Consider the following 21944-nt stretch of genomic DNA (forward strand, 5'->3'; position numbering starts at 1 on the left):
GGTATCGTGCACCCACCGAGCCATACCGAACCAATGCCAAAAGGCGCCCCACCCATACCGATTCGGGTATGCATGACCCGGGCTCGCCCGACCGCTCCCGGAAGGAGCCCCGGCGATGGACCTCCTGGACGGCCGGCTGAAGTTCCGGCACCTCACCCTGCTCGTCGCGATCCACGACCACGGCAGCGTGGGGCGCGCGGCCGAGACCCTCCACCTCACCCAGCCCGCCGCCACCCGAACGCTCCGCGAACTGGAAGGCATCGCCGACCTGCCGTTGTTCGTCCGCATGCCGCGCGGCATGCGCGCGACGCTCTACGGAGAGGCACTCGCGGAGCACGCCCGCGCCGTGATCGCCGAGATGCGTCGGGCCGGGGAACACCTCACCGCGCTGCGCCAGGGCCAGGAGGGCACCGTGACCGTCGGCGCGCTCCTCGCCGGCACCAACGTGCTGCTCCCCCGGGCCATCGCACAGCTGAAGCGCGAACGGCCCCGGGTCACCGTCGTCGTACGGGAGGGCACGCCGGACGCCCTCCATCCGGCACTGCTCGCAGGCGAACTGGACGTCATCGTCGGCCGGGTGGGACCGGCCCCCAAGGAGGGCGACGGGCTGCGCCAGCGACGGCTCTACCGGGAACGCATCCGGCTCGCCGTGCGGTCCGGTCACCCGCTGCTGGAGATCACCGGCGTCGCGCTCACGGACACCCTGGACTTCCCGTGGATCCTCCCGGTCGAACAGACCGCCCTGCGCCAGGAGCTGGGCGCCCTCTTCTCCGACCGGGGCCTCGCACTGCCCGCCGACCGGGTCGAGTGCACGTCCATCCTCACGATGCGCGCGCTGCTCCTGCAGACGGACATGGTCGCGCTGCTGCCCGAGCTGGTCCTGCGGGCGGACGAGCGACTCGCCGCCCTGCCGGTCGAACTTCCCTCGGTGGGGCGCACGGTGGGCACCACGGAAGCGGCGCACCGTACGCGCACGCCGGCTCTCCAGGCCCTGCTCCACCACCTCGACCTCGAGGCGGCCCTGCTGCGCGAGATGCTCTGACTACCGCGCGTCCGGTCGGCACCGGCCGCCCGCTCCCCCGCCCCGACCGCTGACCGTCCGTGGCGGCCTCGCGGACTTGGACGCGCGTCGTGATCACGGCGTGACGGAGTCTCGTCACGGCATGGAGGCGAGGAGTCCGATCTCGGGGGCCAGGACCCCTGGCTGTGCGAGTGAGCGGAAGTCGGCCTCGACGGCGGCGAGGTCGAGGACGCCCGCGCGGACCGCCCGGTATCGCACGGCGGACCACACGAACACATCGAGGTTGTCGAAGTCCGTTCCCTCCTCCAGGACTTCTTCCTCGTGGAACCACACCGCGACCCGGCCGTCGGTGCGCATCACGTACAGGTTGCCTCCGCCGTCGGCGCCGAGGGACCACACGTCGTCGTCGCCGAGCTCCGTGACGTAGTCGCTGTCGAGGACGGCGCAGCCGTTGGCCGCGAAGTCGAAGGCGTACGACCAGTCATGGACGTCGAGACACTGCCTCATCGCTCCCGAGCGGACCTTCCGGTCGAAGGCGGCCAGCGCCGTCGCGGCGTTCTGCGGGAGCCGGGCGAGGAACGGCTCGACCTGGCGGGTCGGCACGGGCATCACGACCCGTGGCGCATCCGGGAACCAGCGCGCCAGGTCAGCGTCCAGATCCCGCTCCACGTACCCGGCCAACTGATCTACGAGAAGAGGCATACGGTCAGGGTAGACAGGAGCAGTGACATCGTGAACGTCCGGCCGGGCGCAGCCCAGGAGCACCGGCCGGACGTCCCGCGCGGGGCGGGCCCGGTTTCGGTGGCGAACTCGGGCTGCTGGACGAGCGTCCCGGCGTGTTGCACACGGCCCGCGTACGAGATCTCTAGTCCCGAACGCGTCGCGCGAGCTCCCTCAGCAGCAGAAGGGCGGCCGCCGGAGCCGAGGGATTCGAGGGGCGGGTCGCCAGGGAAGAGCCCGCGCGGCGTACGGCGTCGAGGCGGAGGTCCTGGACGCCGACGAGGGCGCGGACGAAGGGGCGGTGCTCAGGGGCCACGAGGGACGGGAGAGGGGTCGCTGCCGTGAGATCGGCTGCGGCACGGTCGGCCTGTTCCTCGACGAGCCGGCCGAGTGCGGGACCGGGCCGGGTGAGGTCCGCGCCGTGACGGGCCACCGCGTCGGCGCAGACGCCGTGGCGGCCCGCACGTACGTCCTCGGACAGGTCCTCCAGAAAGTCGATGCGCTGCATGGCGCGGATGAGCAGGTGGCAGCCTTCGGTGAACGCCGCCCGCGTGGAGGCGTCCTCGGGCGCGAGGAGGCAGGCCGTGAGCATCAGTGCGGGCAGCGAGTACTCCTGGACGTACTGCCCCAGTTCCTCGTCGTCGGCGATGGTCCGCCAGACGACCTCGCGCTCGCAGCCCCGCAGGAACTCGTCCACGTGGGCGCGTACATCGGGGTGGCGCTCGGCGGTGCGTGCCAGGCAGCGCAGGACGGGCAGGGCGGAGTCGCCGTCGGCGAGGGCCTTCCGTACGAGGCCGTCCCACTCGGCGAGCGCGGCCGCCCGATCGTCCGGTGTGCCACGGTCGATCCGGTCGTCGGTGTCGTGCATGAACGCGACGGCGGCGACGACGTGCGGGAGCAACGCGGCAGGGAGCAGGACCCGTGCCGCCGCGTACTCGGCCGCCGCGAACCTCCGTACCGCCCGACGCTGCTCGGTGTAGTCACGCCGCAGCCGTGGTTCCCGCACCCCGGCCCGGTCGAGAGCCCGCTTCCACATGCCGTTTCTCCTGTCGTCGCAGGCTGTGAGCTTACGGCTCCCGGGGTTTCGGATGCCTCGCAGCACGTAGCCGCCTGGGTTCAGCTGATCTTGCCCACCACCGCCTTCTCCTCAGCGGCGGCCGCGGCGAAGAACGGGCCCAGGTCCTCCAGCCCACGGTCCTGGCCGCCCGCGGCCCACGCTGCTGCGCTTCTGGTGGTCCATCCCTCAGCTACCAGGCCCTCGGCGACCCGGCAGACCTCGTCGGGGGTGAGAACGAAACCTGACGCGTCGCCCGGCCCGCGCTCCTTCACGACGGCGCAGCCGTGGCCGACCGATGTCGCAAGCCACGGGTAGGCACGCGTCCAGTCCGCCGCGCCCATCTCCACCTCGGCACGTCCCTCGGCCACGGCATCGATGATGCGGTGGTCGCATGCGAAGGAGTCTCCCCTGGAGCCGCGAACGAGGGGGCCGCGCCCGTCCAGAACCTGCTCGACCAGCGCGGGTTCGATCTTTGTGAGCGTCAACCACGTCGACATGGGCCGTTCCCCTTTCCGCCACGCGGGACACGCAGCACGTCACCTCCGGGCGAGGTTACTGCCTCACCGAGCGCCCGGTTCCTGTCGCTGGTCCTGCACACCGTCCTGCCGTATGGCATCGGGAGCCCGCCCGCTCTCGCACGCTGAACAGCAAGGAAGGGGTTCCAGGCTCGATCCCGAGGGCGGGGCGTGACGGCCTTTCAGAACTCATGCGAAAGCAGGGCGTTTGAGCAGAAGGAGGCGGGTCAGACGACTGGTATCGGAGGTGCGCACCCTGGTGGGTGGGCCTTCCGGAGCGGGCCCGCCCCCGTGACGCCCCCTCCCCCTCGGCGTCATGGGGCGCGCCCGCCCGCACGACGGGCTGCCGCCCGGATCCGTACGGCACCCGGGCACCTCGCGCCCCCTCCCGTCCGGCAGGGGCACGCGGGGCCGTCCGGCGCACCCCCGGCCCCGGCGCTCAGACCGCCGCCCCCCGGGCAACGGATCCGACGGCAGCGGCCCGCCGCATGTGGGACAAGGCAGGCCGCAGAGTGAGTGCCCGCCTCTCGGGGGATGTAAGGCGGGCACTCACCGGCTCTTCCGCTGCGGGGCCGGGTCCGGATGCAGAGCGCATGGTTCCGATTCCGTCTGGCGGCGCAGGAAAGGAACAAGCCGTCGTCACGCACCCGCCCGACGAGCAGGGCCGGCAGCTCCGTCCGGATCGGTGGAGATCTCCGACACTTCCTTCGTGGTCCCTGATCAGACCGCGGTGGTGAGGAGGTCGCTCAAGGGCTGGGCGGAGTCCGTTCCGGAGTGGCCGAGGGGTGCGTCGAAGCTCCATACGAGGAAGAGCAGGAAGACCACCAGGGCGCTGAAGGTGGTGGCCAGCAGCAGTTCGCGCGCGGAGCGACGGATCTGCAGGGTGTAGAGCAGGCCGAGGGTGACCAGGGCGCCGGCCACGAGGCCGAACCAGAGGGCTGCGGGCAGGGTGGTGCCGGAGGTGTCCAGGCGCTGGTGACGGGCGTCGTCCGCCGCCGCCACCTGGTCCAGGAGTGGCTGGTAGGCCTGCGCCTGGAGCTCGTCCGCCGGGGTGCGATGAGCGATGTCGCTCCGGATGCGGCCCAGCAGTTCGGCGCCGGTGTCGTCCACGGGCAGGTCGTCCTTCAGGGCGGGCCATTCGGTGGTGACCGCGTGCCGGGCGTAGGCGTCGATGTGCTCCTTGATCTGTGTCCGGAAGGCGGCAGGGTAGACGTCCAGGCGCTGATCGATCTCGTACAGGGCCTGGGCCTCGCGCTGGACGGTGTCCTCGGCCGCGGTACGGGCCTCCCACACGCCGGCGATCGCGAGTCCGAGCACGATGGCGTAGACGACGCCGACCATCATGACCATGTACTCCAGCACGTCCGGTGTCTCGGAGGTGTCTTCGTCGACGGCCACGCGGCGGTGCCGCAGGACGGTCGCCGTGACGACGAGAACGCAGACCAGGACCGAGGCCAGGGTGTAGACGAGCCATTCCGGCATTGCACAACTCCATGACGAGCGAGGCGGTGTGTACGAGATACGGGGGGCGGACGCGGTGGGCCGGTCAAGGGCCCGGCGGCCGGAGGAGAGGCAGAGCGTCAGCCGCGGCCGCGGCGACGGGACCCGGGCCGCAGGGCGGCAGCGGCCAGAACAGCCGGCAGGGTGATCACGACCGTGGACATGGTCATCGAGAGCTTGGCCGGAGCGGGACGGGACGGACCCCCCGTGTAGTGCGCGCGCGGCTCCCACCGGAAGCCCGTGAGCGCTTGCGCCGGAACGGGGGTGGCGATGCTCCGCACCCGGGGCGCCGGTGGTGCCCCCTCGGGCTCGGGGCCGGGTGTCGAAGGTGCCTCGGGTGCCGGGGCGGCTGGTTCCGGAGCGGCTTCCGGTGGCGCGAGCCCGGGCGGCTTCGACGGCGCCGGCTCGGGGAGCGACGGGGTCGCGGACGGTGGTGAAGGCCGCGACGGAGGAGGCACTGCCGTGGGCGGCGGGGGAGGCGCCGCCGTGGGCCAGGGAGAGGGCGGCGCCGTGGGCGGCGGGGTCGTCGGAGCGCACGGGGGACGCGGGGCTTCCGTCACCTCGTCGCCGTAGCCCATGTCGACCCGAACGTCCGGGGCACACACCACCATGTGACCGTGGGTGGGAGAGTGGTCCATGACGACGGCCACGTCTCCGTGGTGCGGCAGCGGGCACAGCACCGCCGCTGCCCCGAGACCGATGTTGATCCAGCCACCCACTCGTCATTCCTCCCCGTGACGACCCGACGTCGGACACGCGTTCAGGGCGCGAGAGGGCGGTCGCATCACTGCCCTCGGAGCTGCCACTGCGGGTAACGATCATGAGCCTGACCGGTCACGGATACGGGACGTGCCCGCCTGCCATCGGGGTGAACACACCCCGCCGGCACCGGGGCCGAGCCGACCGGGCCGCTGGCACCGGAATCCGTGCCGCGTTTCACTGGAAGGTGCCGGAAGGCGCCGGAAGGCGCCGCACCCGCGCTCCGGGAGGTTCCGTGAACACGCACACACGCCCCCGTTTCGACCCCACTCGCGTCCCCCACCTGCTGGGCCTGTTCGCGCCGGTGACCGAGGAGGTCGACGCCGCCGAGCTGGAGGTGACGGGCGAGATCCCGGCCGCTCTCGACGGCCTGTACCTGCGCAACGGGCCCAATCCCCGCTTCACGCCGATCGGCTCGTACCTGTACCCCATCGACGGCGACGGAATGCTGCACGGGGTGTGGCTCTCGGAGGGCCGCGCACGCTACCGCAACCGCTTCGTGCGCACCCCTGCCCTGGAGGCCGAGGAGCGGGCCGGGCGCGCTCTGTGGGGAGGCCTGGAGTCGATGATCCTGCCGGACGCCGAGCAGGTCGGACCGGAGCTTGCGGGGACCTTCCGGGAGCTGCCCGACATCAACGTCGTACGGCACGGGGGCCGGCTCCTGGCCCTCGCCGAGTCGGACTGCCCGTACCGGATCGGCGGCGGGCTGGAGACCCTCGGCCGCGAGGACTTCGAAGGGGCGCTGCCCGCGGGGATCACCGCCCATCCCAAGACCGACCCGGTCACGGGCGAGATGGTCGTCTTCTGCTACGCCCTGGAGCCGCCGTATCTGACCTGGTCGGTCATCGGCCGCGACGGCACCGTCACGAGCGGGCCCACCCCCGTCGACGGCGTGGACGAGCCGATGATGATCCACGACATGGCTCTGACCGCCCGCTACGCCGTCCTGGTCCTCGCGCCCGCCTTCTTCGATCTGGACGCGGCCATGGCGGGCGGCTCTTTCCTGGCCTGGCGGCCCGAGCGGGGCACCCGCGTGGTCCTGATCCCCCGCGACGGCGGACCGCCGCGCTGGGCGGCCGACGAGGCGTTCTGGCTGTGGCACACCGTGAACGCCTACGACGACGGCCCCGGCGCGGACGCCCCGGTGGTCCTGGACTACGTGCAGTGGGGCCGGCTGACCGTCGGCAACGGAGCGGGGGCGGCTCAGGATCCGGTCAGTGGCGGTCTGGCAAGGGCGCGTATCGACCCCGCGGCGGGCTCCCTGACCCGCACCCTGCTGGACGACTCCCGAGTGGAGTTCCCTCGCATCGACGACCGCCTCATCGGCCGGCGCCACCGGCACACCGCTCTGGCCGCCTCGACCGGCCGGACGGACCTGCTGCCGGGCGAGTACGACGCCGTGCGCTTCCAGGACGTGCAGACGGGGGCCGCGCTCGTCTGGGACGCCGGGGACCTGTCGGTCGGCGAACCGGTCTTCGCACCCGAGCCGGGTACCGACTCCGAGGAGGGCGGCTTCTGGCTCACCTTCGCCACCGACCGCACGGACGGGTCGAGTTGGTTCCTGGTCGTGCCGGCCGAGGACCCCGCCTCCGGGCCGGTGGCACGCGCCCGCGTCCCCGTCCGGGTCCCGCTCGGCCTGCACGGCTGCTGGCTTCCCACCGAAGGCGGCCGAGCCGCCGAGCACGGGGCGCCGTCGACTGTGACGTGACTGCGGGCCGGGGCCGCCTGGCGCCCGCAGGTACAGGCGTCAGGCCGGCACCGTCACCTTCCTGAGCAGGCTCGTCGCCTCCCTGGACCGCGGCCCTGCCGCCTCAGCGGCACCCGCCGCTGGGTCGCCGTCCATAGTGGGGTCCGCGTGTGGAGAGAGCGCGGCCCGCAACCGGTCCGCCTCCGCCCGGGACGACCCGGCGGACCCGCGAGCGCTCCAGTGCGCGGCCCCGCCGCACGGGCGTTTCCGCAGGTGGGCGGCCACGCCCGGAGGCCCCTCACTCCCCTGGGCGCGGCGGACTGGCGACCGCCCGACCGCCCCCGGACAGTGGCCGGAGAGACAGCCCGCGAGGAGAGCCAGCCCGCGAGGAGACACCCGGCCGAAGACAGCCCCGCCCCGGAAGGCCCCCCATGTCCGGACCCGTCGAACCCCTGCCCGACTGCGCGGACGACCCCACCGGCGCGCTGCGCGCCATGTTCGTGGACCTCGTGCAGGGCAAGCGGATCGCGCAGGGGCAGGAACCCGCGCTGCGGCCCGTCTTCCTCAAGGCCCACGGCTCCGCCCGGGGCGTCCTCACCGTCGACGCCGACCTGCCCGACGAGCTGCGTGTCGGCTTCCTGGAGGCCGCCGGAGCCCAGGGCGGGCTGACCGCGTGGGTGCGGTTCTCCAGCGACACCGTGCCCTCCCGGTCCGACCTGCGCACCACTCTCGGCATCGGGATCAAACTCTTCGGGGTCCCCGGCACCAAGCTCCTGGCGGACGAGAGCGCCGCGGACACCCAGGACCTGCTGCTCCAGAACCACGACGTGTTCTTCGTCGACACCGCCCGCGACATGTGCGAATTCACCCGGGCCGGGGTGGTCGACAACACCCTCCAGGACTATCTGGACAGCCATCCGGTCACCCGTACCGTCCTCCAGGACATGGCCAAGTCCGAGGAGAGCACGCTCACGGCCACGTACTGGAGCGTCCTGCCGTACGGCTTCGGGGGCGAGCGGCACGTCAAGTACAAGCTCGTCCCGGCGGGCTGCCCGGACGGCGATCCGCAGGCCGTGCCGCCCGACGAGGACCCGTCCTTCCTCCGTGCCGACCTGCGGCGCCGGCTGGCCGCCGGGGAGGCGGCCTTCGACCTGTTCGTGCAGGTGCGCGCCGACCCGGAGCATATGCCTCTGGACCGGGCCACCGTCCGCTGGGAGGAGGCGGAGAGCGCCCCGGTCCGGGTGGCCCGGCTGACCCTGCATCAGCAGGACACGGAGGCTCGCGGCCAGGCGGCGTACGGCGAGAACCTCGCCTTCAACCCCTGGCACTCCCTGCCCGAGCACCGCCCCGCCGGCAGCATCGCCGAGGCCCGCCGCGAGGTGTACCGCGCCTCGGCCACCCGGCGGCGCGACGCCAACGGCGTCCCCGCGACCGAGCCCGGCCCCGCCCGGCCCGCGTCCACCGAGCCGCCCGGCCGCGACACCCGTATCGTCCGTGCCGCCATTCACCCGGCGATCGGCGTGGCCCGGGTCGGCGACAGCGCCGAGGGCTTCTTCCTCGCCCCCGAGGTCGACGACGCGCCCCCGGAAGCATCCTACAAGGACGCCAGCGGAGCCCTGAAGCGACAGGCGGTCCGATTCAGGGTGTACGGCTTCAACGCGGCCGGGCAGCCGGTCGCGGAGCTGACCGCGGACAACGCCGATCTGCGCTGGACCGTGCACGTGGCCAACAAGAAGGCGGCCTGGTACCAGTTCCAGTTGGCACTGGACATCCCGGAGGCCGGCGAGGCGCCCCCGAGCAGACTGCGCAACCCCCTGGTCCGGCCCCGGAGCCGGCTGGTCATCGACCCGGGCTCCCGGTCGGTGCGCGGTCGCGACCGGGCCGGGCTCCCCGAGCTCCGGTTCGACACCGGTACGTTCCTCGGCACTCCCGTCTACCTGGGCGAGCTGCGCACCGACCGGGCCGGCAGGCTCCTCTTCCTCGGCGGGCGGGGCAAGGCCGCCTCGGCGGACAACCTCCCGGCGACGGACTTCGCCAACAACGACGGCTGGCACGACGACGTCGCCGACGGGCCGGTGCGGGCCGAGGTCCGCATCGACGGACGCTCGATCCCCGTCGAACCCGCCTGGGTCGTCGTCGCGCCCCCGGACTACGCGCCCGGGCTCAAGTCCGTCCGCACGCTGTACGACCTGCTGCGCGACACGTACGTGAAGGCCGGCCTGCTGCCGCGCCCGCAGGAGGTGTCCTTCACCCAGGACGTCCTGCCGGTGCTGCGGCGGCTGTGCGACCTCCAGTGGGTCAACCACGGGCTCGCGGTCCAGTTCGGCCACGGCGGCCGCGACCATCTGCTGGCGCCCGAGCGGCTCGCCCGGCTGGCGAGCAGGGACCCGGCCCACAAGGAACTCCGCCGGCAGGTCTGGGCGTCCCTGCGGCACCTCGACCGCGACGGCATGTCCACCGTGCCCTGGCCTTCGGTGTACGGCGACGCGATGAATCTGCCGCCGGTCTCCCCGCGCCAGCACCTCGCCCTCTCGCCGCTCCAGTACGACATGCTCACGCGCTGGATGAACGGCTCCTTCGTCGAGGACTTCCGGCCGGCCGCCACGCCGGTGTCCAGGCTGGAGGACCTGCCGCTCGCCGAGCGCCCCGCGACGCTCGACCGTGCCGCGCTGTCGTTCTGCCTCGCCGACGCCTTCCACCCCGGCTGCGAGCTCACCTGGCCGATGCGGCACGCCACGCTGTACTCGGCGCCGTTCCGGATCAAGCACCGCGAGACGGGGCCGGCCGACCAGCAGTACGGGAGCGTGCTCACCCCCCAGGCCGCGCTCGCCGTCGACGGCCCGCTGTACGCGCAGGGCCCCGGCTACCTCACCCGGTGGATGGCCGTCCCCTGGCACACCGACACGGCGAGCTGCCGCTCCGGCTACGACCAGGGGTTCGGGCCCCGCTACGACCCGTACCTGCCGACGTTCTGGCCGGCCAGGGTGCCCAATCACGTCCTGGCCGAGGAGGACTACGCGATCGCGATGGATCCCGCGCGGCCGCAGGAGGAGCGCCGGCTCGCGTTCGAGCGCCGGTCGGTGTGGCTGCGCTGGCTGCCGACCGGCTACGAGTCCCAGATCAACGAGATGGTCCGGGACTTCGGCAAGCTGGGGATCGTCGAGCGCCGTCCCGGTCCGCTGGACACCCCGGGGCTTCCGGAGACGATGCTGGTGGAGTCCGAAGTGACCTTCGCTCCTGATCCGGCACCGCCCCGCGAACGGAACCTGATCACCGTGCACGTGCCGGAAGCCGCGGATCCGGAGATCCGGGCCGATGCGGTGGCCGCGGCCGCGGCGCTGGCCGAGCCTCCCGACGAGGAGGTCTCGACCGGCTTCATCACCAAGATCACCCGCTTCCCGGGTCGCGGATGACGGGCGGCTGCGACGCGGTCGTGGCGGGCGCCGGGCCGGCCGGGTCGGTCGCGGCGCTGTGTCTGGCCCGCGCGGGCCACCGCGTCCTGCTCCTCGACCCCGGTCCCGGTGAGCACCCGGCAGCAGGGCCCGCAGGTCCCGGTGACCGCCCGGCAAGGCCCGCAGAGCCCACAGAGTCCGCAGAGCCCGCAGCGACGTCGGCCACGGCCGATTCCGACGGGCCACCGCGAGACCTCCCGCGCCACCGGCCGCGAGCGGCGGCCCCGTACCGGATCGGCGAGACCCTCCCGCCCGCCGCGCGGCCCCTGCTGCGTGACCTCGGTCTGCTGGCCGCGCTCGGCGCCGACGGGCACCTGCCCTGCACCGGCACCGAAGCGGCGTGGGGCTCCGGGGAGCTGTACGAGCGCGGGAATGTCCTGGACCCGCACGGGCCCGGCTGGCATCTGGACCGCGTCCGGTTCGACGCGTTCCTGCGCGGCGCGGCCGTGGACGCCGGAGCCCGGCCCGTGTGCGGCGTGGCGGTGCGCCGGATCGGGCAGCCGGGAGCGTGGCGACTGGTGGTGCGGGAGCGCGGGGAGGAGCGGGAACTGCCCTGCGCGTGGGTGGTGGACGCCACCGGCCGGCGTGCGGTGATCGCCCGGCACGGCGCCGTACGGCTGCGGCAGGACCGGCTCGTCGCCGCGTACGCCGTGCTGCCCGGCCCCGCACCGGCCGACCAGGACCTTCGGACGCTCGTCGAGGCGGCGTCGGACGGCTGGTGGTACACCGCGCGTGTGCCGGCAGGGCGGCTGGTCGCCCATCTCACCGATCTCGACCTCGCCGATCCCCGCCTGCGCACCGCCGCCGGGTTCCTGGAGCGGGCGGCCCGTACCCGGCACGTACGGACGCGGTTGGACGGCTACGCGGCCGGGCGGCGGCCGGACCTGCGATGGGCCCCGGCCCATGGGCAGCGGCTCGCCCCACCGGCCGGGCCGGGCTGGGTGGCCGCCGGGGACGCCGCGCTCGCCTGCGACCCGCTCTCCTCCCAGGGGATCCTGACGGCGCTGCACACCGGCGTTCGCGCGGCGCGGGCCGTCGACCGCTGTCTGCGCGGCGGCTTTCGCGGCGACGAGGACGCGCTCGCGGAGTACTGCTCGTTCGTCGACGGGGTCGCGGCCCGCTACCTCACGCACCACGCCCGGGCCTACGCGGACGAACGCCGCTGGCCGTCGGCCCCGTTCTGGGCACGGCGCCGCCCGGTGGTCGTCCCGGGCCTCGCCTCAGGGGCTTTCACGCAGGTTGAGACGATGCTCTGAGTGGGGCCGGCCGTGGTCGGCTGGACCTGGACGACGAGCCGGCGAGGGCGGGGCCGGCGACGGGGCGCGGACGCGGGACAGACCTGCGGGCGGTCGGCCCCGGTGCGGCCCTCGCCGTCCCCCGGCCGCCGGAGGACTCTCGGGGGGGGCGCATGCAGGCGCATTCAGGCGCACGCGGAGGTGAGGCAGCGCGCTATCAGCGCATTGGCGCTCGACGGCGCGCGCCGTTCAGGCGTCGGTGTACCGGAACTCCGGGCCGAAGGTCCGGCCGCTCCCGTCCGGCAGCGGTCGTTCCATCAGGGTGCGGGCCGGCCCCTGCAGGGCGAACATCGTGCCGATGGCCTTCGTCAGCAGCTCCTTGGCCTTCGCCGGCACATCCGTCTGCCAGGCGCCTTCCAACAGGCGCAGCATCTCGCTGTACGAGTGGTTGACGTCGTCGAGCAGTTCCCGCGTCCCTGCGTCGACGACCGCCGAGCCCGAGGTGTCCCAACCGCCCGCGGGGACGGTGGCCATCGGCAGAACGCGGGGCATGGGGATCTCGTCACCCGTGAACTCCCACCGGTCCGGGTTCTCGGCGGTCTTGACGAGCTTGCGGCCGTGGAAGATCTCGCGGAAGACGTAGTAGTGGGCCGGCTCACCCGGCTCGCCCGCATGCGGGTTGGCGGGCGAGCCCGAGGTGCCCTCGCCCTGCTCCTTGATGACCTCGATGGCGGCGGTCACCTCAGGGAGGCCGGTGAGCGCCACGACGCTGTTGCCCTGCCCGTGGTGGGACAGGTTCCGGGTGAGCTGCCGCGCGCCCGTGATCAGGTGTGCATGGGTACGGAACACGTCGAGGATCGCCGTGTAGAAGTCGCCGATCGAGGTGGACGCGCGGGACTCGGCGAGCGGGTCGTCGGGCGCCTCGATCCGCGAGTAGAGGTCCAGCGACTCCTTCGTCAGCCCGCTCAGGAACACGGTCAGACCCGGCCGTACGCCTCCGGGCAGCGGGCCCGGATACGTCGGCACCGTCCTCGGGTCGGCCAGCCGCGGGGCACCGCCGATGGTGGTGAGCATGTTGCCGGCCAGGGCGAGGTGGGACATCTCGTCGAAGACGATCCGGCGGATCGCCTCGAACACGTCGCCGTCCTGGCCGGGGTCCTCGATGGACCAGAGGCCGCACAAGTAGGGCGGAAGCGTGGCGAGTTCCAGCATGACGGCCTGCTGGAGGGACTCCTTCAGCCAGTCCGCGTCACGGTGGTCGGCGGGCTGCCCCATCAGCTCGACGATCCTGTTGCTCCGGTAGTCGAGAAGCGCGGTCACGACCGCCCCTTCCTCGCAGCCAGGGTCGTGCTTACGCGACGGGGCCACCCACACAGCTCATCGTGGTTTCCGACAGGGCGAGTTCCGCCGGGCACGACTGGGGGATCAGATGTCTTCCACGGTACGTCAGCCATGCGTCGGCGGCGACTCGGGCGAGTTGCGGGCCGCGGCGGCCGGGCCGAGACTGAAACCGTAGCCGCGCGCGACGCGCGCCCGCTCGCGCGCCGCCCTCAACGCGTGGATACCATCCGGCACTTTCGGCGATCTCCCGCAATGCGCTCGCCTTCCGCCGCCCGCCTCCCGCGCCTCACGCGGGGCCCATCCCCCTCCAGTGCTTGACTCATCAACAGGAGTTGATGACGGTGCGTCAGAGCGTTGACACGACCTCCGGTTCCTCCGCCTCTTCCGATCCCCGCGGTTCCTCCGACTCCTTCGAGGCACTCCTGCTCAATGCCCACCCCGAGACCGCGCTCATCTACGAGCTCGGCTCCCGGCTGCGGACCCTTCCCATGCCCCTCACGGACTGGGACGACCTCACCCAGAAGCTCAGCGCTCACCCCGCACTCACGCCCGACCTCCCCCTTCCGGTCCACCCCTGCCTGCCGCCCGAGGTGTTCCCCGTCTACGACGAGGCCGACCTCGCGGTCAAGCTGTCCGCCATGGTCCGGGTGTTCCTCCGGCAGGCGGCGGGCGGCAGCTCGACCGCACGGCTCACTCACCCGTTCCACCGGCAACTGGCCACCGTGGCAGGCCGGTCCACGAGCACCAGCCGCAGAACCGGCTTCTTCGGGGACCGATCCCTGTTCGGCGGGGAGCAGCGGGACGACTCGGCCGAGGACTTCCACATCCCCTGGATCGTCACGCTGGTCCTGACCGACTGCGCCAGCGAGGAGTTGCTGCCGTGGTCCTGGATCACGGACGGCTTCAACACCTACCTGTTCGACGCCAACGCCCAGTTCATCGCGGTCATCGACGGAACGTGGACCTCGTACGGCGTCCTGGTCATGCGCGAGGGTTACGTCAACCGGACCTTCGTCCTGGACCAGGCGACCATGGCGGGAACCACCCAGCACATCTGCCTCAACCGGGCCTGAACACGGCCCGGACAGTTTCGCAGAAGGAGAGCGAACGTCATGGCGACGTACACCAAGCCGGCGCTCAACCCGCAGACCTTCGAGCAGCTCGTCCAGCAGCTGAAGGCCGACGAGAACGAACGCCGCAGAGCGATCGAGATCATCCAGACGAGCGGCGCCCTGGCCTTCGGCGAGGAGTTCTTCTCGCTCACGGACAAGCAGCGCGGCCAGTTGGTCGAGGCCACGGCAACGCCCGAGGCCGCCTTCACGTGGCAGGCGCTGCTCAGCCAGGGCCTGGCTCAGGGCGTGCCGATCATCATCACTCCCACGGCCACGGAGTCGACGTCCGTGGACATCGGCGTGCACGCCGGCGGTGTGGACATAGAGATCCACATCGAGTGTCCCTTCTAGCAGCCGATTCCGGAGGACTCGCCGCCGACAGGTCCGCGGGTCCTCCGGTCCGGGCGGTGGAGGCAGCACCATGGCTCTGCGCATCACCATCGACATGTTCTCCGGACGCCCCAACCCCTCGTGGGAGATCAGCGATCCGGATCAGCTCGGCTACTTGGAGGAGCTCCTGCTCCGCACCCCCGAAGCCCGCGGCGAAGTCCACAGCGGCTACACCGGGCTCGGTTTCGACGGGGTCCGGGCGGAGTTCACCGAGGGACCCGGCAGGGAGGGTCTGCCCCAGCGGTTCGAGCTGGCCGGGGGTGCCGCGAAGGACGAGGCCGCCAGCGCGGACCTGGCGGCCAGGCTGGTGGAGACCATGCCCTCGAACCTCTCGGAGGGCGGAGGCATCGACAACGGCACGTGGTATGCCGACGCCATGCGGGCGACCGCCCAGGAGGAGATCAGACGGACCGCGCGGGGGGAACCCGGTGGCGGCGGCCGAGCGACCTCGTCGCCGCAGGGAGACCACCGGCAGACGGGAGTCACCGACGACGTCCGGGAGCAGTTGCGACGACTGGCCGACGGCAGCCCCTTCTGCGCCTACGACAGTCAGGTGTGGGCCCCCGAGTACTGGAACCACCCCTCCATCGAGCCGTACAACAACTGCTACGCGTACGCCGTGGCCATCCGGAGCGACACGTTCGCGCGGCCGGGCCGCAGGCACGGGTACGAGATCCCTGCCACGATGCTGGGCTTCCAGGTGGCCGTGGGCTGCTACAAGGACGGGCTGTCGATGTACGGCTACCCCTGCCAGCCCCTGGGGAGCAGTCGGTTCATCGTGGGCCTGTGCACCGGTGTGTTCCCTTCCGGCGTCCGGGACTTCCACTTCTACCGCTATCACCTGGAAGGCTTCTGGTCGCACAAGCGGGCCGGGAACGCGGCGCGGAAGACCGACGAGTCGGGGCGCCTGATCACCGACCCGACGACGTGCGACCGCGGCATCTACACCGAGTGGTACGGACTGTTCCAGTCCAACGCCTTGGTGACGATCCGATGACCGAGGAGTCCGGGTACCCGACCGCTGTCACCCGGCACGCGCGTCCCACCTCGCGGACATCTCGGTGATCCGCCGCATCGAGGGGTGATCCGCCGCATCGAGAGGTGATCCGCCGCGTCGGGGATCGCCGCGAGCACGCGTGGCCGCGCCGCGTCCTCAGCTCGCAGTCGTACGCCCATCGGCTGCCCGCCGACCGTTGTCGAGCACGTCTCCGTCCCCCGAGCGTCGGAGGCAGCCGCTCCTGCTGTGTCAGCCCTGACCGGTGGGGCGCAGTTCGCGTACGAGAGCGGACAGGGCGAACGCGTGTGGGGAGGTGTGCTCCCAGCGGGGTCGCCCGAACATCACGTCTTCGGAGAGCCCGCTCAGCATGGCCACGGCCCGGACGGTGAACTCGGGGAGGTCCACGTCGGCGAAGTGTCCGAGGCCCCGGCCCTCACGAACGATGGCCTCCAGGCGTTCGTCCCAGCCGTCCAGCAGCTCCGTGAGGATGCGCCGGCCCGCTTCGTCGTGGCGCTGGGCCAGTACCTGTGTCCACAGGGCATAGCGTTCGTCGCCTTGGTGGCGGGGCAGGTAGGAGCGGACGAACAGGTCCAGCTTCTCGGCAGGGGACGCGGCCCGGTCCGCGGCCTGCTGGAACCGGGCCCAGAGGTCCGCCTGGCTCCATGCGAGGACTTCGAGCAGGAGCCGGTCCTTCTTACCGAAGTGGTAGAGGATGTGCCCGGTGCTCATCCCGGCCCGCGCGGCGATGTCCGACATCCGCAGGGCCGCGGTGCCCTTCTCGGCGATGACGCTGACGGCCGCCCGCATGGCCCGCTCCCGCGCCTCGTCCCCGCTGGGCTGACGTTTCCGGTCGATCGGGAGCCGGGCCGCGGGCCGCGGGGCGGTTCCGCCATCGGCGCCCGCCGACCCGATCACGCCGTTCGGCAGGGAGTGGCGGTCGGGCTCCGTGGGCCCGGTCTCTGACGTCGGCATGTGCTCACTCTCGGTTCCGGAGATCAGGCCAGAAGTCTAGGTTCCGAAAATCTAGACTCCTAGTCTAGACTGAAAATCTAGTTCATGCGATGAGGAGTGTGGCGGGCAGCTGTGCGCCGTCGCCCCCACGGCCGGCGGCCCGCCTGCCCTGACTCACCCCCCAGGAGACACCCACATGACGCGCGGATTCGATGTCGTGGAGACCTGTATCGCCGACCTGCGCTCAGCGCTGGAGAAGGGCGAGACGACCGCGGTCGGGCTGCTCGACGCCTACCTCGCACGGATCGACGCGTACGACCGGCCCGGTACGGCCACCGCCCTGAACGCGATGGTCGTGATGAACCCGCACGCCCGTGCGGACGCGGAGGCCTCCGACGCCCGGCGCGCCCGCGGTGAGACGCTGGGGCCGCTGGACGGCATCCCGTACACGGCCAAGGACAGCTACCTCGCCGAGGGGCTCACCGCCGCGTCCGGCTCCCCGGCGTTCGAGCACCTCGTCGCCCAGCGCGACGCCTTCGCCATCGAGCGGCTGCGCGCGGGCGGCGCGGTCCTCATCGGCCTGACGAACATGCCGCCGATGGCGAACGGCGGCATGCAGCGCGGCGTGTACGGCCGCGCGGAGAGCCCGTACAGCGCCGACTGGCTCACCAGCGCCTACGGCTCCGGCTCCTCCAACGGCTCCGGCACGGCGACGGCGGCGTCCTTCGGGGCGTTCGGCCTCGGCGAGGAGACCTGGTCCTCGGGCCGCGCCCCCGCCTCGAACAACGCGCTGTGCGCCTACACCCCCAGCCGCGGCGTGATCTCGGTCCGCGGCAACTGGCCGCTCGTACCGACCATGGACGTCGTGGTCCCGCACACCCGCACCATGGCCGACCTGCTCGAACTGCTCGACGTCATCGTCGCCGACGACCCGCAGACGCGCGGGGACCTGTGGCGCGCACAGCCGTGGGTGGCGCTGCCCTCGCCGTCGCAGGTACGCCCCGCCTCCTACCCGGCCCTCGCGCCCACCGACGCCGAGGCCGCATCCGACGCACTCGCCGGCAAGCGCGTCGGCGTCCCCAGGATGTACATCAACGCCGACCCCGACGCCGGGACGAACCCCGACGGAGGCATCGGCGGCCAGACCGGGCAGCGCATCGACACGCGCCCCTCGGTGATCGCCCTGTGGGAAGCCGCCCGCCGCGACCTGGAGGCCGCCGGCGCCGAGGTGGTCGAGGTCGACTTCCCCGTGGTGTCCCACTACGAGTCCGACCGCCCCGGAGCGCCCTCGCTGCTCACCCGCGGACTGGTCAGCCGCGAGTACCTCGCCTTCGAGATCGAGGACCTGTCCGCCTGGGCCTGGGACGACTTCCTGCGCGCCAACGGCGACCCGGCGCTCTCCACCCTGGCCGACGTCGACGGCACCCGCATCTGGCCCAAGCAGGAAGGCGAACTTCCCGACCGGTACGAGGGCTTCGACGACACGATCGGCGACTACCCCCGCTTCGTGCGCGAGCGCCCGTACGCCTCCCTCACCGACATGCCGCACCTCGAACAGGGACTGCGCGGCCTCGAGGAGACGCGCCGCGTCGACCTGGAGCTGTGGATGGACGGACTGGGCCTGGACGCGGTGGTCTTCCCCGCGGTCGCCGACGTGGGCCCCGCGGACATGGACGTCGACGAGGCGTCCGCCGACCTCGGCTGGCGCAACGGCGTCTGGGTCGCCAACGGCAACCTGGTCCCCCGCCACCTCGGCATCCCGACCGTGACCGTGCCCATGGGCACCATGAGCGACATCGGCATGCCCGTCGGGCTGACCTTCGCGGGCCGCGCCTACGACGACAACGCCCTGCTGTCCCTCGCGGCGGCCTTCGAGAAGACCGGCAGCCGGCGCACGAGCCCCCCGCGCACGCCGCGCCTGTCGGCGGAGTGACCTGACGGAGCGGACCCTTCGGACGGATCACAACACCCGGCAGCGGAAACCGACGGCCGACCGCACCGTGAGGAGGGGAGGGCACGGCATCCGGCCGTGCCCTCCCCAAGGCCGCTCTCCACGCCTTCCCCCGGCCCTCCCCGAGCCGTCCTCCCATGGCCTCCCGACGCTCGGATCAGCTCGGATCCGCGGCCGCCGATCACGCGGGGGCGGCTGCGCAGGCCTGGTGTCGGCCCCAGGGAGGGATCGGCGCGGCCGAGGAGACACGGGCGGGGCGGCGCGACCACGGCCATCAGGCGGCTCTGGCCCCGGCCCGCGGCAACGGGGTCAGGGAGGCGTACTCCAGCGGCGCCGACGGGTCGATAGACACGTCCAGCGGCGCGGGCTCGGCGCCGGACCGCACGAGGAGGTCGCCGACGGCCGCGATCATCGCGCCGTTGTCCGTGCACAGGTTCATCGGCGGCACGCGGAGCTCCACCCCGGCGGCGGCGCACCGCTGCTCGGCCAGGCCGCGGACCCGGGAGTTCGCGGCCACCCCGCCGACCACGATCAGCGTCCTCACGTCGTACGCCGTGCAGGCGGCGAGCGCCTTGCGGGTCGGTACGTCGGCAACGGCCTCTTGGAGGGCGGCGGCCCCGTCCGCGACGCGCAGCTCGAGGCCCTGCGCGCGGTGCTTCTCGACCCAGCGGGCCGCGGCCGTCTTCAGACCGGAGAAGGAGAAGGCGTACGGGTCGTCACCGGCCCGCGTGAGGGGCCGGGGAAAGTCCACCGCGTGCGGGTTGCCGTCCCGGGCGGCCCGGTCGATGGCCGGACCACCGGGGTAGGACAGGCCCATGATGCGGGCGACCGTGTCGAAGCACTCCCCCTGCCGCGTCGTCCGGCACCACACCGCCGAAAAGTGCGTGCTCGTCCATGCTCGCCGCCACGACGTGCGGGAGGAGCGACCGCCTCTGCCCACGAGTTCCGGACCCGAATGGACCGTCCGAGGTGGGCTCCGTAGGCCGAACACGGGGAGACTGACCGACAAGGCCTCAAGGCGCTTCGACGCGCCGTGTCGAAGGACCTTCCGGAGCCGGAAGCCAGCACGACGAGGGAGCGGTGAATGACGGCGGAACCAGGGACCTCGTCGAGTTCCCGGCAGCAGTCGGCCGGTCATCGATCACATGACGCCACGGACCTCCGGAGAATCGGAATCCATCCCGACTTCTGGTATCCGGTCGCCCTCTCGCGCGACGTCCCCAGGGGAAAGGCGTTCGCTGCCGTATTCGCGGGTCAGCGAATCGCCCTGTACCGCGGGCAGAGCGGCAGCGTCTTCGCCCTCGAGGACCGCTGTGCGCACCGTCAGGTGCCACTGAGCATGGGCGTCGTGGACGGAGACACGCTCCGGTGCTGCTACCACGCGTGGACATATCGCGGCAACGGGCGGATCTCTCAGATCCCCTACCTTCCCAAGGGAGTCGACAGACCGCCACGAGGCGTTCGCGCGTACCCGGTCCGGGAGGCGTACGGCCTCGTGTTCGTCTTCCCGGGTGAAGCGGAGAAGGCCGACGACGCGGATTTCCCGAAGCTTCCGGGCTTCGACTCCCGGCACAAGACGATGACGTTCTCGCGCACGGTGCGCTGCCACTACAGCTTCATGCACGAGAACCTGCTCGACATGAACCACCAGTTCCTGCACCGGAAGATCCTGGGGAGGATTCAGCCGAAGCTGCTGGGATACGAGACCGGGCCGCAGTTCGTCGAGGCTCGCTATCTCTTCATCCCGGAGGGCGGGAAGAAGGACCGTGGTGCGGGGCTGCTGTCCGCCGAAGGCGTTTCCGGCAGCCGCTCCCCCGACGCCATCACCGTGCGTACCCAGTACCCGTACCAGACGCTGCAGGCAGTGCCCGTGAATTCCGAGCAGCCCGCATTCTCGCTCTGGGTCGCGTACGTACCCGAAGACGCCGAGCAGCGCACCAATCACGCCTATGGCCTCTTGACCATCGCGAAGCCGCCGATCCCGGGCGTACTCGACGTCGCCTGGCCGCTCATCCGCCGCTTCACCGAGCGTGTCTTCGCTCAGGACCGGATGGCGGTGGAGGCCGAGCAGCGCGCGTGGGACGAACAGGGCGAGGACCGGAACCACGAGGTCTTCCCGCTGATCCTCGACGTACGAGAGGTGTTGCGCGCCAACGGGGTCCCTCTCGACCCGCCCGGCTTTTGACCGGACCGGCCCCTTCGGCACTTCGGCGCAGACGGAAGCTGCGTGCCCCCCGGCGGCCGCGGACTCCGGTCCGGTGCCGATCGTCGCCTCGGGCTCCCGGCGTCGCAGGTCGCGCAGGGGCGCCAGCCGGGTGCGAGTCGCGCGTTGGGGCGTATCCGCCGAGGCGGGCCGGACGGTCGGATCATAAGGTGGCCCCATGCCTAGAACCTCTCCTGCCGTGGCCCTTGACGCCCTCCTCGCCGGTAACACGCGCTTCGTGTCGGGCGCGCCCCAGCATCCCAACCAGGACGCCGCCCGCCGTACCGAGCTGGCCCCGGGCCAGAACCCCTTCGCCGTGATCCTCGGCTGCTCCGATTCGCGACTGGCCGCCGAGATCATCTTCGACCAGGGACTCGGCGACCTGTTCGTCGTCCGCACCGCCGGCCATGTCCTCGGGACCGAGGTGCTGGGAAGCGTCGAGTACGCGACCAGCGTGCTCGGGGCGAGGCTGGTCGTCGTTCTCGGCCACGACTCGTGCGGTGCGGTCGCCGCCGCCCGCGCCGCCGTGGAGGACGGCTTCTCCGCCGGCGGATTCGTCCGTGACGTGGTGGAACGGGTGACGCCGAGCATCCTTGCCGCCCGGGCCGCCGGACTGACCGCGGACAACGACATCATCGACGAGCACATCCGGCACACCGTGGATCTGATACTCGAACGATCCCGGCTCCTCTCCGAGCAGGTCGCATCGGGCGAGGTCGCCGTGGTGGGCCTCGGCTACGCGCTGTCCGAGGGCAACGCCCGGGTCGTGACCACCCGGGGCGACGTGCGCACCGACACGGCTACGGCAGGGGCGTAACCCTCGGCCGCGTGACCGAACGTCTCGACTGCTCTGCCGCAGCCCCGTGCGGCCGGCGTCCGGGAGCCCGCCCTGACCGCTGACTCCCCCGGTCGCCTGACGGAAGTGCCGGCACTTCCGTCAGGCGACCGGGACGACGGGAACGAGCGGGGAGCGCCGAGCAGCCGGTAGTCACGACGGGGACCACCCAGCGCGACTCGCTGCACACCAGGCGGCGGACCGTCCGGAAAAACGGA

Annotated in this window: 16 protein-coding genes and 1 pseudogene; 10 read left to right on the forward strand and 7 right to left on the reverse strand. The window is 72.2% G+C overall.

Going from position 1 to position 21944, the window contains the following annotated elements:
• Positions 1-115 precede the first annotated feature (115 nt).
• Complete coding sequence (locus tag ACIP84_RS00965; RefSeq protein ID WP_401792967.1) at positions 116-1042, forward strand: LysR substrate-binding domain-containing protein; 927 nt, start codon at positions 116-118, stop codon at positions 1040-1042.
• 114 nt (positions 1043-1156) lie between these two features.
• Here the strand turns inward: ACIP84_RS00965 and ACIP84_RS00970 are convergent, their stop codons facing one another.
• The 4 genes from ACIP84_RS00970 to ACIP84_RS00985 form a co-directional block, all read right to left on the reverse strand.
• Complete coding sequence (locus ACIP84_RS00970; protein WP_401792970.1) at positions 1157-1723, reverse strand: hypothetical protein; 567 nt, start codon at positions 1721-1723, stop codon at positions 1157-1159.
• A 163-nt stretch (positions 1724-1886) separates the two neighbouring features.
• The gene (locus ACIP84_RS00975) at positions 1887-2777 is read right to left on the reverse strand and encodes a phytoene/squalene synthase family protein (protein WP_401792972.1); all 891 of its coding nucleotides are present in this window, start codon (positions 2775-2777) and stop codon (positions 1887-1889) included.
• A gap of 80 nt (positions 2778-2857) precedes the next feature.
• Positions 2858-3295: a hypothetical protein gene (locus ACIP84_RS00980; protein WP_401792974.1), complete on the reverse strand. Its 438-nt coding sequence runs from the start codon at positions 3293-3295 to the stop codon at positions 2858-2860.
• A 738-nt stretch (positions 3296-4033) separates the two neighbouring features.
• A complete protein-coding gene (locus ACIP84_RS00985; RefSeq protein WP_401792976.1) occupies positions 4034-4795 on the reverse strand; it encodes a hypothetical protein in 762 nt (253 codons plus the stop codon).
• A gap of 1012 nt (positions 4796-5807) precedes the next feature.
• Here ACIP84_RS00985 and ACIP84_RS00990 point away from each other — a divergent pair.
• The 3 genes from ACIP84_RS00990 (at position 5808) to ACIP84_RS01000 (ending at position 11967) form a co-directional block, all read left to right on the forward strand.
• Complete coding sequence (locus ACIP84_RS00990; RefSeq protein WP_401792978.1) at positions 5808-7280, forward strand: carotenoid oxygenase family protein; 1473 nt, start codon at positions 5808-5810, stop codon at positions 7278-7280.
• A gap of 410 nt (positions 7281-7690) precedes the next feature.
• The gene (locus ACIP84_RS00995) at positions 7691-10672 is read left to right on the forward strand and encodes a LodA/GoxA family CTQ-dependent oxidase (RefSeq protein WP_401792981.1); all 2982 of its coding nucleotides are present in this window, start codon (positions 7691-7693) and stop codon (positions 10670-10672) included.
• A complete protein-coding gene (locus ACIP84_RS01000; protein WP_401792983.1) occupies positions 10669-11967 on the forward strand; it encodes an FAD-dependent oxidoreductase in 1299 nt (432 codons plus the stop codon). The genes ACIP84_RS00995 and ACIP84_RS01000 overlap by 4 nt, the downstream gene beginning before the upstream one ends.
• Before the next feature lie 228 nt (positions 11968-12195).
• Here ACIP84_RS01000 and ACIP84_RS01005 read toward each other — a convergent pair whose 3' ends face one another.
• Positions 12196-13266, reverse strand: a complete 1071-nt coding sequence (locus tag ACIP84_RS01005; RefSeq protein ID WP_355962292.1) for a ferritin-like protein — start codon at positions 13264-13266, stop codon at positions 12196-12198.
• 362 nt (positions 13267-13628) lie between these two features.
• On the opposite strand from ACIP84_RS01005, the gene ACIP84_RS01010 reads away from it, so the two are divergent.
• The 3 genes from ACIP84_RS01010 to ACIP84_RS01020 all read left to right on the forward strand — a co-directional run bounded on the left by ACIP84_RS01010 (position 13629) and on the right by ACIP84_RS01020 (position 15786).
• Positions 13629-14360: a hypothetical protein gene (locus ACIP84_RS01010; protein WP_355962294.1), complete on the forward strand. Its 732-nt coding sequence runs from the start codon at positions 13629-13631 to the stop codon at positions 14358-14360.
• A gap of 39 nt (positions 14361-14399) precedes the next feature.
• Complete coding sequence (locus ACIP84_RS01015) at positions 14400-14750, forward strand: hypothetical protein (RefSeq protein ID WP_401792986.1); 351 nt, start codon at positions 14400-14402, stop codon at positions 14748-14750.
• 70 nt (positions 14751-14820) lie between these two features.
• Positions 14821-15786 (forward strand): hypothetical protein, encoded by a 966-nt coding sequence (locus ACIP84_RS01020; protein ID WP_401792989.1) that lies wholly within the window; start codon positions 14821-14823, stop codon positions 15784-15786.
• A 249-nt stretch (positions 15787-16035) separates the two neighbouring features.
• On the opposite strand, the gene ACIP84_RS01025 is transcribed toward ACIP84_RS01020, so the two are convergent.
• On the reverse strand, positions 16036-16758 hold the full coding sequence (locus ACIP84_RS01025; RefSeq protein WP_401792990.1) for a TetR/AcrR family transcriptional regulator: 723 nt from the start codon (positions 16756-16758) through the stop codon (positions 16036-16038).
• Between the two features lie 175 nt (positions 16759-16933).
• Between ACIP84_RS01025 and ACIP84_RS01030 the strand changes: the two genes are divergently transcribed.
• On the forward strand, positions 16934-18670 hold the full coding sequence (locus ACIP84_RS01030) for an amidase (protein ID WP_401792993.1): 1737 nt from the start codon (positions 16934-16936) through the stop codon (positions 18668-18670).
• A 292-nt stretch (positions 18671-18962) separates the two neighbouring features.
• Here ACIP84_RS01030 and ACIP84_RS01035 read toward each other — a convergent pair.
• Positions 18963-19535, reverse strand: a pseudogene (locus ACIP84_RS01035) (tRNA (adenosine(37)-N6)-threonylcarbamoyltransferase complex transferase subunit TsaD); the annotation flags it as partial.
• 237 nt (positions 19536-19772) lie between these two features.
• Here ACIP84_RS01035 and ACIP84_RS01040 point away from each other — a divergent pair.
• Positions 19773-20873, forward strand: coding sequence for a Rieske 2Fe-2S domain-containing protein (locus ACIP84_RS01040; RefSeq protein ID WP_401792995.1), 1101 nt, complete (start codon positions 19773-19775; stop codon positions 20871-20873).
• Between the two features lie 196 nt (positions 20874-21069).
• Positions 21070-21708, forward strand: coding sequence for a carbonic anhydrase (locus tag ACIP84_RS01045; protein ID WP_355962308.1), 639 nt, complete (start codon positions 21070-21072; stop codon positions 21706-21708).
• The last annotated feature ends 236 nt before the right edge of the window (positions 21709-21944 follow it).

Origin of the sequence: Streptomyces sp. NPDC088707 (assembly GCF_044752725.1) — a bacterium.
Lineage (GTDB): Bacteria > Actinomycetota > Actinomycetes > Streptomycetales > Streptomycetaceae > Streptomyces.

Excerpts from the sequence above, each read along its gene's own strand:
- ACIP84_RS01015 (WP_401792986.1), top strand. The coding sequence starts at position 14,400 with ATGGCGACGTACACCAAGCCGGCGCTCAACCCGCAGACCTTCGAGCAG.
- ACIP84_RS00995 (WP_401792981.1), top strand. The coding sequence starts at position 7,691 with ATGTCCGGACCCGTCGAACCCCTGCCCGACTGCGCGGACGACCCCACC.
- ACIP84_RS00970 (WP_401792970.1), bottom strand. The coding sequence starts at position 1,723 with ATGCCTCTTCTCGTAGATCAGTTGGCCGGGTACGTGGAGCGGGATCTG.
- ACIP84_RS01040 (WP_401792995.1), top strand. The coding sequence starts at position 19,773 with ATGACGGCGGAACCAGGGACCTCGTCGAGTTCCCGGCAGCAGTCGGCC.
- ACIP84_RS01045 (WP_355962308.1), top strand. The coding sequence starts at position 21,070 with ATGCCTAGAACCTCTCCTGCCGTGGCCCTTGACGCCCTCCTCGCCGGT.
- ACIP84_RS01025 (WP_401792990.1), bottom strand. The coding sequence starts at position 16,758 with ATGCCGACGTCAGAGACCGGGCCCACGGAGCCCGACCGCCACTCCCTG.
- ACIP84_RS01020 (WP_401792989.1), top strand. The coding sequence starts at position 14,821 with ATGGCTCTGCGCATCACCATCGACATGTTCTCCGGACGCCCCAACCCC.
- ACIP84_RS01030 (WP_401792993.1), top strand. The coding sequence starts at position 16,934 with ATGACGCGCGGATTCGATGTCGTGGAGACCTGTATCGCCGACCTGCGC.
- ACIP84_RS00975 (WP_401792972.1), bottom strand. The coding sequence starts at position 2,777 with ATGTGGAAGCGGGCTCTCGACCGGGCCGGGGTGCGGGAACCACGGCTG.
- ACIP84_RS00985 (WP_401792976.1), bottom strand. The coding sequence starts at position 4,795 with ATGCCGGAATGGCTCGTCTACACCCTGGCCTCGGTCCTGGTCTGCGTT.
- ACIP84_RS00965 (WP_401792967.1), top strand. The coding sequence starts at position 116 with ATGGACCTCCTGGACGGCCGGCTGAAGTTCCGGCACCTCACCCTGCTC.
- ACIP84_RS01000 (WP_401792983.1), top strand. The coding sequence starts at position 10,669 with ATGACGGGCGGCTGCGACGCGGTCGTGGCGGGCGCCGGGCCGGCCGGG.
- ACIP84_RS00980 (WP_401792974.1), bottom strand. The coding sequence starts at position 3,295 with ATGTCGACGTGGTTGACGCTCACAAAGATCGAACCCGCGCTGGTCGAG.